The organism is Telluria sp. Soil_C_11 (assembly GCF_057657395.1).
The window spans coordinates 113,568-129,200 of the sequence record NZ_JBDGIN010000006.1 but is presented as its reverse complement, the minus strand read 5'-3'; the positions used below and the strand labels follow the sequence as shown (position 1 = coordinate 129,200).

13 protein-coding genes are annotated in these 15,633 nt (G+C 67.8%); 6 read left to right on the top strand and 7 right to left on the bottom strand.

Translation table 11 applies throughout. The features are described 5' to 3' along the window. Positions 1 to 5 precede the first annotated feature (5 nt). Positions 6 to 2,831, top strand: coding sequence for an ATP-binding protein (locus AC3A6M_RS12290; protein WP_487853012.1), 2,826 nt, complete (start codon positions 6 to 8; stop codon positions 2,829 to 2,831). Positions 2,832 to 2,903: 72 nt separating this feature from the next. Here the strand turns inward: AC3A6M_RS12290 and AC3A6M_RS12285 are convergent, their stop codons facing one another. Genes AC3A6M_RS12285 through AC3A6M_RS12275 form a run of 3 tightly spaced genes read right to left on the bottom strand, consistent with a single transcriptional unit; the run spans position 2,904 to position 5,108 of the window. Continuing rightward, on the bottom strand, positions 2,904 to 4,064 hold the full coding sequence (locus AC3A6M_RS12285) for a threonine aldolase family protein (RefSeq protein ID WP_487853011.1): 1,161 nt from the start codon (positions 4,062 to 4,064) through the stop codon (positions 2,904 to 2,906). A 22-nt stretch (positions 4,065 to 4,086) separates the two neighbouring features. Continuing rightward, positions 4,087 to 4,599: a CcdC protein domain-containing protein gene (locus AC3A6M_RS12280; protein WP_487853010.1), complete on the bottom strand. Its 513-nt coding sequence runs from the start codon at positions 4,597 to 4,599 to the stop codon at positions 4,087 to 4,089. Beyond that, positions 4,596 to 5,108 (bottom strand): CcdC protein domain-containing protein, encoded by a 513-nt coding sequence (locus tag AC3A6M_RS12275; protein WP_487853009.1) that lies wholly within the window; start codon positions 5,106 to 5,108, stop codon positions 4,596 to 4,598. Before AC3A6M_RS12275 ends, AC3A6M_RS12280 begins: the two co-directional genes overlap by 4 nt. Before the next feature lie 102 nt (positions 5,109 to 5,210). Between AC3A6M_RS12275 and AC3A6M_RS12270 the strand changes: the two genes are divergently transcribed. Continuing rightward, complete coding sequence (locus AC3A6M_RS12270; RefSeq protein WP_487853008.1) at positions 5,211 to 5,381, top strand: hypothetical protein; 171 nt, start codon at positions 5,211 to 5,213, stop codon at positions 5,379 to 5,381. Between the two features lie 91 nt (positions 5,382 to 5,472). On the opposite strand, the gene AC3A6M_RS12265 is transcribed toward AC3A6M_RS12270, so the two are convergent. Together AC3A6M_RS12265 and AC3A6M_RS12260 are read right to left on the bottom strand one after the other, a co-directional pair. Next, positions 5,473 to 9,933, bottom strand: a complete 4,461-nt coding sequence (locus tag AC3A6M_RS12265; protein ID WP_487853007.1) for a translocation/assembly module TamB domain-containing protein — start codon at positions 9,931 to 9,933, stop codon at positions 5,473 to 5,475. Further along, positions 9,933 to 11,834 carry an autotransporter assembly complex protein TamA gene (locus AC3A6M_RS12260; RefSeq protein ID WP_487853006.1) on the bottom strand — a complete coding sequence of 634 codons (1,902 nt, stop codon included), beginning with the start codon at positions 11,832 to 11,834 and terminating at the stop codon, positions 9,933 to 9,935. Before AC3A6M_RS12260 ends, AC3A6M_RS12265 begins: the two co-directional genes overlap by 1 nt. A 151-nt stretch (positions 11,835 to 11,985) precedes the next feature. On the opposite strand from AC3A6M_RS12260, the gene queC reads away from it, so the two are divergent. Further along, entirely contained in the window at positions 11,986 to 12,699 is a 714-nt protein-coding gene (queC, locus tag AC3A6M_RS12255; RefSeq protein ID WP_487853005.1) for a 7-cyano-7-deazaguanine synthase QueC, read from the top strand. A gap of 18 nt (positions 12,700 to 12,717) precedes the next feature. Then, the gene (locus tag AC3A6M_RS12250; protein ID WP_487853004.1) at positions 12,718 to 13,476 is read left to right on the top strand and encodes a metallophosphoesterase family protein; all 759 of its coding nucleotides are present in this window, start codon (positions 12,718 to 12,720) and stop codon (positions 13,474 to 13,476) included. Positions 13,477 to 13,576: 100 nt separating this feature from the next. Here AC3A6M_RS12250 and AC3A6M_RS12245 read toward each other — a convergent pair whose 3' ends face one another. Then, positions 13,577 to 14,146, bottom strand: coding sequence for an REP-associated tyrosine transposase (locus AC3A6M_RS12245; protein WP_487853003.1), 570 nt, complete (start codon positions 14,144 to 14,146; stop codon positions 13,577 to 13,579). 44 nt (positions 14,147 to 14,190) lie between these two features. Beyond that, the gene (locus tag AC3A6M_RS12240) at positions 14,191 to 14,559 is read right to left on the bottom strand and encodes a hypothetical protein (protein WP_487853002.1); all 369 of its coding nucleotides are present in this window, start codon (positions 14,557 to 14,559) and stop codon (positions 14,191 to 14,193) included. Between the two features lie 230 nt (positions 14,560 to 14,789). On the opposite strand from AC3A6M_RS12240, the gene AC3A6M_RS12235 reads away from it, so the two are divergent. Both AC3A6M_RS12235 and AC3A6M_RS12230 read left to right on the top strand, forming a co-directional pair. After that, positions 14,790 to 14,999: a hypothetical protein gene (locus tag AC3A6M_RS12235; RefSeq protein WP_487853001.1), complete on the top strand. Its 210-nt coding sequence runs from the start codon at positions 14,790 to 14,792 to the stop codon at positions 14,997 to 14,999. Between the two features lie 95 nt (positions 15,000 to 15,094). Continuing rightward, positions 15,095 to 15,595, top strand: coding sequence for a hypothetical protein (locus tag AC3A6M_RS12230; protein ID WP_487853000.1), 501 nt, complete (start codon positions 15,095 to 15,097; stop codon positions 15,593 to 15,595). The last annotated feature ends 38 nt before the right edge of the window (positions 15,596 to 15,633 follow it).

Genomic DNA, 15,633 nt, shown 5'->3' with positions numbered 1-15,633 from the left:
AGCGCATGTTCCACATTAAATCTCTCGAGCTGGTCCACTGGGACTACTGGCAGCGGATCAAGAACATCCCGCTCGACGCCAAGATCATCACCATCGCCGGCCAGAACGGCTCCGGCAAGACCACGCTGCTCGACGCGCTGCGCACCCTGTTCGGCCTCGACTGCTCGATGGGCCGCACGTACAAGCACTATGCGCGCCATTCGGGCCAGCAGAGCGCCTGGATCCGCGCGGTGGTCGACAACAAGGCGTCCGGACGCCAGCTGTCGAACCGTCCGTTCCGTCATTCGGGGTTTTTCAGCGACGACGAAGTGACGCTGTTCTGCCAGGTGCAGAAGAACGGCGGCGACTGGAAGCGCCAGTACCTGATGCGGCCGGGGAATATCGAGATCGAGGAAGTGACCGAGGCCAGCGACTGGCTCGGCGTCGAGAACTACCGCAAGCGCCTGGCGTCGGCCGGCCTGTCGCCGGCGATGTCGAAGGTGCTGGCGCTGGAGCAGGGCGAGACCGATAAGCTGTGCGAATACTCGCCGCGCCAGCTGCTGGACCTGGTGTTCCAGGTATTCGGCGACAAGGAGGTGCTGGACGCCTACGACGAAGCCAAGCGCCACCAGCGCGACACCGAATCGGAGCTGAAGCGCTTCGAGGCCGAACTCGAAACCTCGCGCATCAACCTCGAGGGCCTGCGCCTGCGGGTCGCCAACTATCACCAGTGGGAAGACCTGAACAAGGAACGCCAGGCCCTGGTGGAAGAAGTGCTGCCCAGCCTCGAATACCACGAGGCGCGCGAAAAGGCGGCGCAGACCAGCCGCGCCCTGCGCGAAGCGAAGAAGCCGCTGGTGCAGGCCGACAGCCTGCTGGCCGAGAAGCGCCACGCGCTGGCGGCCCAGCAGCGCGCGCTGACCGAAGCCCAGCAGCAGGAAGTCCAGCTGGAGCAGGAAGCCAGCATGCTGGCCGGCCGCCTCACGGAGGTCAACCGCAAGCTCAAGCCCCTGGAAAGCCTGCTCGAACAGAAGGAGCGGCTGCAGAAGCTGGCCGCCGATTCCGGCGCCGACATCGCGGAGGTGAGCGCCCAGCTGGAAGCGAAGGAAGCGCAGCTGGCGAAGAAGAAGACCGAGCGCGAGAACCTGGGCGCCAGGATCGCCGAGGCGATGTCGACCATCTCGGCCCTGCAGGGCAAGAGCTCGATGCCGGAGCCGGAAGCCCAGCGCCAGATGCGCCGCGCCCTGAACGAGGCCGGCATCCCGCACGCGATGCTGTCCGATATCGTCGAAGTGACCGACCCGAAATGGCAGGGCGCCGTCGAGGGCGTGCTGGGCGGCTATGCCTCGGTGGTGCTGCTGGAAAGCGCCAAGGATGCGCCGGCGGCCTACAAGCTCGCTGAAAAAGAACGCTACCGCCACTTCATCGTGCCGGATTGCGTGAGCGCGCCGGTGGTCAAGGACGACACCCTGCTGTCGGTCGTGCGTTTCAGCTCGAAGGCCCCGTCCTGGCTGATCGACCAGCTCGAACGCATCGAGCGCGTCGAATCGGTCGATGCCGGCTTCAAGAGCGATGCCGACGAATGGATCACGCCGGATGCGTATCACCGCGAACGGCGCGGCGGGCGCTCATTATTTGTCGAGCCGTCGCGCTACCGTTTCGGCGCGGCCGGCAAGACCCAGCGCCTGGAAGCGATCCAGAAATCGCTGCCGGCGCTGGAAGCGCAGGAAGACACGCTGACGCTCGCGATCAGCAAGCTCGCGACCGAAGTCTCGGCCCTGCGCGTGCGCATCGCCGGCGTCGACGCGGTCAAGGAACTGAGCGCGCGCCAGGCCGAATTCGAGGAAGCCGTGCGCGCCATCGAGCCGCTCAAGGCCGAGCGCCTGGAAGTCGGCGCGCGCCTGGGCGAGCTGCAGGTGCTGACCAAGAACGCCACCGTCACCCGCACCCGCGCCGACACCGTGTGGCAGAACGCCCGCATGGCCCTGTCGGAAGCGGAAGCCGGCATGCGCCTGAACCACCGCCGCCAGATCGAGCAGCGCAGCGAGCATGCGCGCGCCCTGCTGGAACTGCGCCGCAACTGGCGCCACGTGCCGAAGGCCTGGCGCCAGCCGGAACGCCGCGCGAAACTGGTGGCCGCGCACCAGAACACGCACCAGGTCAAGCTGCGCGTGGGCTCGCTCGACACCTCGCTGGCGCGCAGCGACTGGGAACACGATCCGACCGTGATCGACCAGTACGCGCGCCTGAACGACCAGCTGTCGAACCGCCAGAACGAGACCGAGGAGCGGCGCTACCAGAACAACCGCGCGATCGAGGCCACCGACAATGCGCGCGGCGCCTACATCGAGCGCCTGCGCTACACGATCAAGACCTACTCGAAGAACATCAGGGAGCTCGGCGAGCTGGCCAACATCGAAGTCACGGTCGACCCGGTGCGCCTGGAGAACGACGACCTGCAGCTGGCCCAGGCCGGCCTGCACGTGCGCTTCAAGTTCGACGGCAAGGGCCAGATCGGCATGAACGACGGCGAGGCGTCCGGCGGCCAGCAGGTGATGAAGTCGCTGGTTCTCCTCATTGGCCTGCTCAAGTCGGAAGAGGGCTCGGGCGGCTTCGTGTTCATCGACGAACCCTTCGCCCACCTGGACATCCGCAACATCCAGCTGGTCGGCGAGTTCCTGAAGAACACCGACGCCCAGTACCTGATGACGACGCCGCTGACCCACAACACGGACGTCTACGACCCGTCGGACCTGACCCTCATCACCAGCAAGAAGAAGAAGGACGTGCAGTGGGCGCAGCCGATCTTCGTGCTGCAGCGGAGGCAGGCGGGCGAGGCGAAGGCGGCGTAAGCCGGCCCGGACCGGCGCCGCCCTGCTGATCGACGGCGGCTTCGCGGCCTGAGCGCGGCCTGGCTTGCCGGGTCAGCCCGCCAGCGCCCTGGCCAGGTAATCCGTGTCGCGGCGCAGGATCGACTCGTTGAAGCCGAGCTGCACCTTTCCTTCATTGAGCTTGCTGAGCCGGACGTTCGCCTTCCGCAGGCGTTCGTCCAGCCCCGCCAGGCGCTCCGGGCCGATCTCCAGCATGGCCAGGTTGCTGCCGTTGTCGATGCGCTTCACCCTGAATCCCGGCGTGCGCTCCAGCGCCGCCAGCAGGCGCTCGCCGGCCGCGCGCACGCGCGCGTAGCGCTCCTCGGCGCCGTCCAGCGCGTCGAGCGCCGGCAGGGCGGCCTGCCAGCCGTGGTAGATGGTGCCGCCGAACAGGTGGCGCAGCTCGCGCGCCCTTGCCATCAGCGGCCCGGGGCCGGACAGCACGCCGCCGAACGGCGCGCCCAGGTATTTGTAGAGCGAGACGTAGACCGTGTCGAAGTGAGCGCAATAGTCCTTCACGCGAAAGCCTTCCATGCCGCTCATGAGCAGCAGGCGGGCGCCGTCCAGGTGCAGCGGGATCTGCCTGGCGCGCGCCAGCCGTGCGATGTCGGCCACCAGCGCCGGCGTCAGGGTCGCGCCCTGGGCCCGGCGCACCGGGCTTTCCAGCGCGATCGCGCCGACCTTGATCGGATACGGGCCAAGCTCGGCGCGCTCGATCGCGGCGCCGAGTTCCTCCAGCGTGGGCGCCGCCTTGCCGGGCGCCAGCGGCACCAGGTTGATGCCGCTGAGGGTGGTGACGGTGTTCGACTCGTCGCGGTAGACGTGGCTTTCCTGCTGCACCAGCGCGTGCCGGTGTTCTCCGCACAGCAGGCGCAGGGCGATGTGGTTGGCCAGGGTGCCGGTCGGCATGAAGACCGTGTCTTCCTTGCCGAGCAGCGCCGAAAACCTTGCTTCCAGTTCCGCGACCGCACCCCCTAGCAGGTAGCCGTCGCCCGGCTTCGCATGCTTGTCGAGCAGCGCCTGCAGGCGCGCCGGTTCGCCGGCCAGGTTGCGCGGCAGCGCGTCGCCGGCCAGCACGACCAGGGTGTCGCTGTCGGTGGCGGCGGGAGAGGACGGCGGCGCGGCGCCGTACTGCGCATGGGCGCTGCCGCCCGCCGCCAGGCCCAGTGAAGCGATCGGTACGGCTCCGAGGAAACTGCGGCGGTTCAGCGTCATGACCTCTCCCTGGTGGGTGGTTTTACATCTTTTCGACTTCTTTGCGCAGGCGCTGGCGCCAGCGCATCAGGCTGGCCGAGAAGGTGGCGAAATAGGCGCCGGTCAGGCCGACGCAGAACATCGTCGCCAGGCTGTCCGAAAAGCGCGGGTTCGGCCGGTTGCTGCCCTGGTTCATGTAGATCTCGATGCCCAGGTAGATCACGCGGGCCACCAGCAGCATCGCCACCAGGATGCCCATGCGCATGGGCGGAGTGAAGAAATAGCCTTCGCTGGTGTTTTCGAAGCGCGTCTTGCGCAGGCCGTAGGTGCCGAGGCCGATGCCGGCGATCGCGCCGGCCGCCAGCGCCGCCAGCGACAGGGGCTGGTCGGCCAGTTCCGCGACGGGGACCAGCACCATCGCGCCAAACACCAGCAGGCCGGTGTAATGGCGCGACATGATCGAGCGCTGGCGCGCCATCTGGGTCTTCAGGCGCTGGTAGATGCGCCAGACCAGTACGGGAACGAGGGCGATGAGGGCAAGGGTGGTGAGGCTCATTGGGCAATCGAAGCGGCGGCGGTGCGCTTGCGCCAGGCAAGCAGGCCGACCGCAAAAGTCATGTAGTAACCGGCAAGGATGCCGAAGATGAAGAGGGTCAGGGGGCTGGTCACGAACTCGTGGTGCGCAAGCTGGCCCTGCGCCGCATACAGCTGGTACGCGCGGTAAGCCATGCGGCCGAGGAACAGCAGGGCGACCAGCATGCCGATCGGCGCGTTCGGCGTGAAATAGTACTCGTCGCCGACTTGTTCGAATTTCGTGCGGCTGGTGGCGATGCGCGCCAGGACCAGGCCCAGCGGCAGGCCTGCGCCGAGGCCAGCCAGCGCGACCGGCGCCGTCTGCAGGCTCAGCACCGCCAGCACCAGGACCAGCAGCGGGAAGAAGACCAGGGTCGTGCGGTGGCGCCACACTTTCGAGCGCTGGCGGGTCGTCAAACGCTTGATGCGGCTGTACACACGCCACAGGACAAACGGAGCGAGGACGGCGGCAACGACGGGAGTGGGCAGCATGGCGATTTCCTTGGTGTCGAATCCGCCATTGTAATCCAGCCGGGCGTCGGCAAACTGCCCTGCGTGCTAATGTTTTGGTTCCGCAAGCAGGAGAAAACCACCATGATGCCAGCCTCAATCGAAGCCCACCGCGCCCCCGATCCGGCGCCCATCGAAGAGCCGCCCAAGGAGCCCTTCGACTCGCCCGACCCGCACCAGCCCCCGATCCGCACGCCGATGAACGACGAGCCGGATACCGATCCGAACCCGAGCGTGGGGCGTACCGTCCACTGATGTGTTTTTGCGCAAACCGGGGTCAGACTCCGATTTTTGGAAATGTCTCGTTGGCAGTTTCCAAAATCGGGAGTCTGACCCCGGTTTGTTGTTAGTCAAACGCCCAGGAGTACAGCACATCGAGCGCGGTGTTGGTGCCGGTCTGCAGCGCCAGGGTGATGCGCGGCGTGAGCTTGTAGCGCAGGCGCACGACGCTGGTGGCGGTCGCCGCGCCCTGTTCGAAGCTCAGGTACAGGCGCGACGAAATCCGCTTGCCGACCGTGACCACGGTGTTGGCCAGGCCGGGTTCCTGCCCCGCGCCCTGGCGCACGCCGAATTCGTCGACGCCGAGGGCGTTCGCCAGCTTGCTCTGGACGCCGCCGGTGCCGCCCTTGCCGCCCAGCAGGGCACCGGCGGCCGCGCTCAGGACGTCGGCCTCGTTGCCGCTCGTGCTTTCCATGCCGTGGCCCAGCACCAGCCAGGACAGCTTGTCGCTGTCCGACACGTTCGGCGTCGACACCAGCTTCGCGGTCGGCGACAGCGCCGTGCCGCGCACCTGCACCCCGGCTTCGACGTTGGTCTCGCTGAGCTGCTCGCCCTCCGGACGCTTGCGCACGGCCAGGATGTCGAGCGACGGGTTGTCGTACGGGCCGCTGAAGGTGACCACGCCGCGTTCGATCGCCAGGCGCTGGCCGTAGGCCGCGTAGGTGCCGCTGACGGTGCTCAGGGTACCGTTGATGCGCGGCGCGCCGTCGCCGACCTTGCGCAGGTGGACGGTGCCGGTGAGGTAGGTGTCGGCGCCCATGCCGCGCAGGTGGAAATCGTCGCCCAGGTCGGCCGTCAGGTCGATCGTCAGCGGCGCCGCGGCCGTTTTCTTCGCCGGACCTTCCTTCGGATTGCCGCGGCCGAGCACGATCACGTCGTCGGACAGGGTGGGGCGGTCCTGCGGCGCGAATTCGACCAGGGCGCGGTCGGCCTTGAAGTTGCCCTCGACGGTGAAGCGGCGCGGGTCGCGCACCACGCTGGCCTCGCCGCTGACGATCACGGTGCGGTCCGGGCGCGACAGCACTTCGAGCTTGTCGGCCACCAGCTTCAGGTTCATGGCGGCCTCGCCATCGGCAAAGCGCACGTTGCCGTCGATGAGGGCGCGGCCGCTGTTGCCCTCGAACGCGAAGCGCTGCAGCTGCAGGGTGTCGCCGGCCAAGGTCGAGCGCAGCTGGCCGTTGCGCAGGCGGACGCCCTGGTCCGGCCAGCGCACGGCGAGGCGGTCGCCGTTCACGGTGCCGTTCAGGGTCGGCGCGCCGACCGTGCCGGTGCCGGTGACGGCCAGGTTCAGGGCGCCGTCCACTTCCAGGCCCGGCTGGCCGATCAGCGGCGAGACCCAGGCCAGCGAGCCGAGGTTCGCGCTGGCGGTCAGGCGCAGCGGGCTGTCGTTGTCGAGGCGGCCGTGGATCATCTGCGCGGTGGCGTCGACCCTGGCGGTGCCGATCCGGCTGCCGTCGACCGCCAGCTGGGCGCGCAGCGCGCCGCCGTTCACATCGGCGCGCAGGTCGAGCTGGCGCAGGCCGAGCACGACCGGGGCGACGTCGCCGGCGATCAGGTCTCCCTTTTCGCGGAACACGTGGACGCTGCCGTCCAGCGCAGGCGCCGCGCCGGCGGCGGCGGGCGCGCGCATGTCGAGCGCCCAGTCGGCGCCCAGCGTCATGTCGCCGCGCAGGTTCTGGCGGATCGCGTCGGATGCCTGGGCCAGGTAGCTGACCGGCACCCCGCTGGCGCTGCCGCGGCTGGTCCAGCGCACACCGTTCTTGGTTAGCGACTGCACCGTGACCGAACCGGCCGGCAGGCGGATGGTGGCGTTGTCGAAGGCGATCTGCTCCGGGCTGGCCAGGCCCTTGACGCCCGCGCCGGGCGCGCCCGCAATGCGCAGCGGCGCCGGCGCCGCCAGCGTGAAGGCATAGCGGCCGCGGTTCTGCAGCGTGTTCAGGGTGCCGCTCCAGGCATCCTTCGCATAGCCGCCGCTGACCCTCACATTGGCATCGAAGGTATCGCCGCGCGCCGCGGCGGAAATGGTGTGCGCGCCGCGCGTGCCGCTCGATTGCAGGCGCGCGGTGGCGATGCGCATTTCCTTCCCCGGTGCGCCGCCGGCGTAGTCCTGAATTTGCACGTCGAGCGCCAGCGGATCGGCGGCGCCGCGGCCGGACCCGAGGTTCGCGGTGGCGTGCACCGACTTCAGGTTCTGCGCCAGCAGCCGCAGGTTCTGGCCATCCAGCGTGGCCGTCAACGAGGGCGTGTCCATCGTGCCCGACAGGGTGCCGGCGCCGCGCAGCACGCCGCTGTAGTCGGGGCCGAGCGCGGCCAGTTGCGGCGCGTCGATGCGCCACTGCAGCGTGTCGGCGCCGCTGCCGAAGGCGCCGCGCGCGGCCACCACGTTGGCGCCCAGGTGCAGGTCGACGTCGGCGTTCGAGATGTGGCGCTTGTCGGCGCTCAGCTTCGCGACGCCCCACAGCGGCGAGTTCGACAGCGTCGAATCCCGCAGCGTGAGGTTGACCGAGCCGGCCATGTTGGCGCCGCTGCGGCCGCTGGCGTCGAAGGCGCCGTTGATGCTGCCGGCGAAGGGCGAGCCGAAGGCGGCCGGGTTCAGCTTCTGCATCGTGCCGCTGGCCCTGGCCTCGACCACCCTGGCATCCCTGGCGCCGGACAGCCAGGCTTCGCCGCTGGCGTGCAGCGTGCCGTTGTCGCGCTTGCGCTCCTTCGCCACCCAGCCCAGGTTGCGCGCGTCGACCTCGAAGGTGGTGCGCGGCGCGTCCATGGTGCCGCTGATGACGCCATTCGCCGCCAGTGCGCCATACAGATCGTTGCGGACGGCCGCCAGCTCGCGGCCGTCGACGCGCCAGGCCAGCGTCTCGCCCGGCTTGCCGAAGGCGCCGCGCAGGTCGATCGTGTTCTGGCCCAGCGCCAGGTTGGCGTTCACGTCGTGCACGTGGACGCCGCCCGGGGCGCCGGCGTCGGCATCGAGCTTGCCGCGCCCGGACAGCGGCTGGCCGAACAGGCGGCTGGGGCGCAGCGCGAAGTCGGCCGCGACCTGCCATTGCGGGGCCAGGCTGCCTGCCGCGTTGATCTCGGCATTGATGTCGGCCTTGGGGAAGTCGCCGAAGGCCGCCGGATCGAGGCGGCTGGCCACCGCGTTGACCTTGAACGGCTTCCTGTCGAGCAGGCTGGCGGTGCCCGTCACGCGGACGCTTCCCTGGCCGGCCGAGACGCGCGCCTCGCGCACGGTCAGCACGTTTTTCTGCAGGGCGGCTTCGGCCACCAGGCGCATGCCGGCATCGACCAGGTTCACGTTCAGGGTCTGCGTGTCCTGGGTGTTCGCCACCGCCAGGTCGCCGGCGATGGCGGTCTTCTTCATGCTGCCATGGATCTGCTTGAGGTCGAGGCGGTCGGTGTGCAGCGCAAAGCGCGCGGTGCCGATGCCTTTCTCGTCAGGCCCGCGCTCGACGCTGCCGCTGCCCGTGAAGCGGCCGGCGCCGCCCAGGTCGAGCAGCACGTCGCCGATCTTCATGGACGAGAGGTTGCCGCCCAGCTGGCCGCGCATCGCCCTCAGCGGCAGGCGCTGCTGGTCGAGGGTGCCTTGCGGGCCGTCGTTGGTGAGGTTCACGGAACCGCTGATGTTGCGGTTCGGGTCGAGCCGCGCCGCCACCGCCAGGTTCAGGTCGGCCGTCGGCAGCGAAGGATTGAAAAAGCCCGGGTCGATGTTCTTCGCGTTCAGCGTGAAGGCCTGCAGCGGGATCTCGGCGAAGGGAGAGAGCACGAGGTTGGCCGTGCCCTCGGCGCGCGCGGCCTGGCCGCTGGCGTCGATGACCGTCTTCTGCAGGTCGCCGCCCGCATGCAGTTTCAGCTGCGGATGGAGGCCGCCCGGCGGCGGCTGCGCGCCCGGCGCCTGGCTCAGGCTGGCGTCGGCATTCAGCTTGTAGGGCAGGGTGTTGGCGATGGTACCGCTGGCCGCCAGCTGGCCCCAGGGCGTATTCGCCTTCACGTAATCGAGCTTCCAGCGTTCCCTGTCGCCGTGCAGGCCAACGCGGAGGTCGTCGATCGGCGTTTCCGCGCCCTTGTTAACGAATACGACTTTTGCCACGCGCGCATCGTCCACCGCGATCTTGAAGGGCGGCGCCAGGCGGGTCGGCATCGTGCTCGGCTCCGTGCTTTCCTTGAGCGTCTCCATGCGCAGCGACTTCGCATACAGCTTGTCGATCTCGACGCCGCGCGACAGGTACTGCCAGGGTTTCCAGTCGATGTCGATGTCGTCCGCCGTCATCACCTGGGTCTCGGTGCGGAACACCACGTGGCCGATGTGCATGTGGCCGTACAGCGAGCCGGTGACGCCGGTCAGGGTGAGCTTGCCGCCGCTGGCGCCGGCGACGCGCTGGGCGATCATCTGCAGCGTGGTCTCGCGGCCGCCGTACCAGACCGCGCCGCCGATGACGACGGCGGTGACGGCCACGCCGATCGCGACCCGGCGCGGCCAGCGCCGCGCCCGCTGCGGTTCCTGCTCGGGGGTGTGTGCGTCGTCGCTCATCAGAAGGTGAATCCAAGTGAGAAGTGCAGGCGGACCTTGTGCACCGCCTTGCCGTAGGCGACGTCGACCGCGATCGGGCCGACCGGGCTGCGCCAGCGCGCGCCCACGCCGTAGCCGACCTTCGGCTTCAGGTCGCTGAAATTGTCGGCGGCATTGCCGGCATCGACGAACACGGCGGCGCCCCAGGGCGGCTTGAACCAGTAATCGTACTCCGCGCTGCCGGTCACCAGGTAGCGGCCGCCCGTGATCGCGCTGCCGACCGGGATGCCGAGCTGCTGGTAGCCGTAGCCGCGCACCGACTGGTCGCCGCCGGCGCGGAACAGGAAGGTCGACGGCACCTTGTCCTTGTCCTTCGAGCCCACCGCGCCGAATTCGCCGCGCACGATCAGGGTGCCGGACGGCCCCAGCGGCTGGAAGCGGATCGCGCGGATGTAGGCGCGCACGAAGGGTTCGTCGGTCAGGATCGGCAGCGGCGCCGCGCCCAGCTGCAGGTTGGCGATGTAGCCCTTGGTCGGCAGCACCAGGCTGTCGAGCTGGCGCCGGGTGATCGAGAAGGTCAGCGGCAGCGCCTTGGTGCGCCTGGTCGGCTGGTCGTCGATGGTGAGCTGCTCGGTCAGCGCCTCCAGCCGCAGGCTGCGTTCCAGCGTCGGCGAGCCCCAGGCGCGGGTGGCGTGGATGCTGGTGGTGCGGGTGATCTGGTCGCGCACGTCCTCGCGGTCATAGGCGGCGCCGACGCTGTTGCTGTAGCCGTTGGAGGTGGTCGGCCAGAAGAAATCGGCGCGTGCCTGCTGGTGCTTCTGCTCGTACAGCACATTGCTCTTCATGCGCTTGCCGAACACGTTCAGGTCGTCGTAGTTGGCCTGGGCGCGGGCCCCGGTATTGGTCGAGAAGCCGACGCCGACCGACACGTTCTTGCGCTTGTTCTCGGTGACGCGCACCAGCACCGGCATGGTGACCGGGCCGGACGGGGCTTCGGGCCTGGCGCCCTGGCCCTGGTTCAGTTCACTGACCTGTTCCTGCAGGGCCGAGGACATGTCGAGGCTGACTTCCACGCTGCTGAAGTAGCCGGTGTCCTGCAGGCGTCCCTGCAGGGCCTGCATGGCGGCCTCGCTGTACTCGTCGCCCGGGTGGATCTGGTTCAGGTTGTTGATGATCGAGGGCGAATAGCGCTTCAGGCCTTCGATGCGCAGGGCGCCGAAGTGCACGTCCGGCCCGCTGTCGATGACGACCTTGAGCAGGGCGCGGTGGCTGTCCGGATCGACGGTGGCGCTGGAATCGATCAGCTGGGCGCGCGGGAAGCGCGACTGCCCGATCTGGCGCACGATGCCGCGCTTGGCCGCTTCCCAGTCGGCGGTGCGGAAGCGCGAACCCACCGGCAGGGTCCAGCGGTTGCGCAGGGCGGCCGCGTCGAACGGGGCGCTGTCCTTGTCGAAGGGGACGAAGCCGCGCAGCTCGATATCGACGTCGCCGACCGTCACCGGCTCGCCCGGATCGACGATCACGCGCGCGACCGGGGTGCCGCCGGAGGTATCCAGCCCGCTCGAGACCTTGGGCGAGTAATAGCCCTCGGTGGCGACCAGGGTCTTGACCTCCTCGGGCGCGGTGCGCACCAGGCGCTGCAGCTGTTCGATGTCGACGCGCGGATTGCCGCGCCAGCGCATCAGGTCGAGATTGCTTTCCAGGAGTTCGCGCAGCTTGCGCGGCGCCTCGATCCGCACCTCATAGCGGACGGCGCGCTGTTCGGGCGCTTCCACCGGAATCGGCGCGGCCGGTTCGCGCTCCTGCTCCTGCAATTCCTTTTGCGTCTGGCCCGTGGTGGTGGTCGGCGCCGGCACCTGTTCCTGTGGCTGCGCCTGCCCTGCAGCGCCCACGGAGACGCACAGCGCGTTCACGGTCAGCACGATTTGTGCCAAAATTCGTGGTCGCGCCGGCGCAAGGTTCTCCATCTGACGGGGTCGTGCGGGCAATTGTCTCTCCATTCTCTACTCTGCCGGCCACATCTTAACGGATTGTCAAAAGTGACGGCGGACGCTTTAACTCAGGAATATCACCATGCACCAAGCTGATTCCGCGCTCGTCCTGTTCAGCGGCGGCCAAGACTCCACCACCTGCCTGGCCTGGGCCCTGCAGCGCTACGCGCGCGTCGAGACGATCGGTTTCGACTACGGCCAGCGCCACGCGATCGAGCTGGACGTGCGCCCGACGGTGCTGTCGAAAATGCGTGCTCTGTCGCCCGAATGGGACCGCCGCCTGGGCGAGGATCACATGATCGACCTGTCGCTGATCTCGAAGATCTCGGATACGGCGCTGACCAGCAATGTCGAGATCCAGATGCAGGAGAACGGCTTGCCGAACACCTTCGTGCCGGGCCGGAACCTGCTGTTCATGACGGTGGCGGCGACGGTCGCTTACCGCCGCGGCCTGAACGTGCTGGTGGGCGGCATGTGCGAGACCGACTTCTCCGGCTACCCGGACTGCCGCGACGACACCATGAAGGCGCTGCAGGTCGCCCTCAACCTGGGCATGGCCACGCGCCTGAAGGTCGAGACGCCGCTGATGTGGATCGACAAGAAGCAGACCTGGGAGCTGGCCGAGCAGTGCGGCGGCCAGGCCCTGGTCGACCTGATCCGCTTCGACACCCACACCTGCTACCTGGGCGAGCGCGGCGCCGCGCACGACTGGGGCCATGGCTGCGGCACCTGCCCGGCCTGCGCGCTGCGCGCGCGCGGTTATGCGCAGTACGCTGCGGAGCGCCGCGGCGCCTGATGTGTTGAAGCCGATCCGATGCGCCTGGCGCTCCTGACCGACCTGCATGCGAACCGCGAAGCCGTCGAGGCCTGCCTGGCGCACGCCGAAGGCCAGCGGGTCGACCAGTACGCCTTCACGGGCGACTTCGTCGGCTATGGCGCCGATCCGGCCTGGGTGGTGCGCACGGTGATGGACTACGTGGCGCGCGGTGCGGTGGCGGTGCAGGGCAACCACGATTATTCGGTGACCCGTCCCGCAAGCCGGGAGGCCGGATCCCCGCAGATGCATGCCGAGGCGAGGGAAGTGATCGAGTGGACCCGCGGCCAGCTCGACCCGGAGCAGCTGGCCTTCCTGGCCGACCTGCCGCTGACGCAGAAGCATGGCAACGCGTATTTCGTGCACGCCAGCGCCTGGGAGCCGGTCCGCTGGGAGTACGTCACCGGCATCGAGGAAGCCGAGCGTTCTCTGAAGGCCAGCCGCAGCCGCATCGTGTTCTCGGGCCACGTGCACGCGCCGGCTTTGTATCGCCGTGCTGACGACGGCCGCATGGGCCGCCATGTCCCGCAGGCCGGCCAGCGCATCGGCCTGCAGCCGCAGCACCAGTACCTCGTGCTGCCCGGCGCCGTCGGCCAGCCGCGCGACCAGAACAACGCGGCCTGCTATGCGGTGTTCGACGACGAGGCCAGGGACATCACCTACTTCCGGGTGCCCTACGACCACGGTGCGGCGGCGCGCAAGGTGATCGCAGCGGGTTTGCCGATCGTGTTTGCGATGCGGCTTGTCGAAGGGATTTGAACCGCGCCTCTGAACTCGTAGGGTGGGCACCACGTGCCCACGCGGAAGCCAACGTTTGCAAACGTCACGCGTGGGCACGGGTGCCCACCCTACGCGCCGGTCATTCGCGATCCAGGTCCACGATATTCTCACCGCCCCAATCCTTCAGATACAGGCCATTTCGTACATAACGGTGAAAGGTCGAATACGGCCAGTCAATTACTCGGGCTACGTGCCCATGCTTTACTGGATTGAAATGGAGGTAATCGGCATGGCGCTCGAAATCCAGCTCGTCCCGAATCTGATGCTCCCAGAACCGACGCTGCCAGACCGTCGACTCGCGATGCTTGCATGAGGACGTAGTACGCGAGGCAGGACCAAGTGTTATCTCTGAAGAGAAGTGCGATACCGAACGCTTGATCAGCGACCAGCGTGTCGAGAAATCGCAGTCTCCTTCAGGTAAGGTCCAGATGCAATGTAGATGATCGGGTAGCAGTACCCAGGCATCGATCGAAAAGGGACGTGCTATACGCAGGTTTTCGATGGCAATCCGGAGTGATCGGCGTACGACATCGGTGCAAAGGATTGGACGCCGGTGATATGAAACGACCGTGAAGAAAAAGATGTTCCGGTGCGAGTGCGGCGATAGTAGCTCATGGTCCGGCGATCGTATCGCCGGATCCGTATTCAATGACGAGGCAGATCAACCGTACGCGTGGGCACGGGGTGCCCACCCTACACCGGTACCGAACGGTGCTTGCGCGAGCGGCTCACCATGTACCAGATCAGGGCCAGCGGCAGCAGCAGGGGCAGCAGCAGCGGCGAGACCGCCAGCGCCAGCACCACGGCGCCGATGCCCAGCCCGCCGATCAGGATAATGCCGACGCCGGCAAACACCACCGCCAGCACCGCGCCCACCACCAGCATGATCAGGCCGGCCAGCAGCGTGCCGCCGCCCGCGAACAGCATCGCCAGCAGGGCGCCGAGCGGGCCGCCGATCTCGTCGCCGTCGACGTTGACGACCATGTCGCCGCTGTAGAAGAACACGTTCCACAGGAGCAGTGCGAACAGAAACAGGATGACGAAAGCGGCGGTCTTTTTCATGATGGTCCTCGTGATGATTGCTGTTTAAGAGTTCATGTCCTTGTCGGCATGGTTCCAATGTATAGCGATCGTGAAGCCGTCTCCATCGGCATGCGACAGGCTGCAATTTCCGGGGGCCGGGCGTGCCGCGGCAGCCGACGAACGGTGGCGGAAGTTGGCCAGAATCAAGCCTTGCAATGCCGGGCATGCGGCCTATACTGACAGCCTGCTCTGTCGCAGGAGGGAATCTTATGCACGTTACCGAGGACCATCCAACCCGGGCGCAGCCTGTCTGGGCCGACAGGGGTGGCCACACGAATCCGCCATCGGCGCCACCGGCCATTCCACCCATCATCATTACCCCGTTCAACAAGCAGATTCCGAATCCGGCGATCGATCCGCGCACCCAGCCGCCGGGGCCGCCCATCTTGCCGCCACGCAGGCCCGCCTTGCGCATGTAAACCTGCTGTATTGACGAATGCAATCGTGCTTGTCCGAAGCGCCGGAATTTCCTATGATCTGTCCTTTGGGCGCTGTGCCCGATTGGATGGATCACATGAACGACGAAGCACCAGACCAGCACGACGACGACGCGCCCGTACAGGAGGCGCGCCTGTGGCAGGACAACGGCTGGACCGCGCGCGTCATCAAGAACGAGGATGACGAGGGCTGGGCGGTCGCCATGTACAAGGATGGCGAAGCCGAGCCGGCCCTGGTCGGCCCGTGGACGATGGGCCGCGACAAGAAGAACCCGAAGCCGCTGGACGTGAACGCCTTCAATACGCTGGTCAAGACCGCGTACGAAGTGCTGCGCCGCCACGAGCAGCAGCTGCACGCGCAACTGCACAAGAGCACCGTGGTCTCCACGGCGGAAGGCGAGCTGAAGGTGACGCTCGACATCGTGCCGGACGAGGACAATCCCTACGCCCTCCTGACCGCCATCGACGAGATGGGCGAGCAGCTGGCCCAGGTGCGGGTCGGTGCCGGCTTCAAGCTGTCGCCGGCGTCCGCGCTGGCCTGGGTCGAGAACGATTTCCGGGCGCCGCGCCGCGACTGACCGAAATAAGCCGCCTCATTTAAGCGACACTTTCCTCC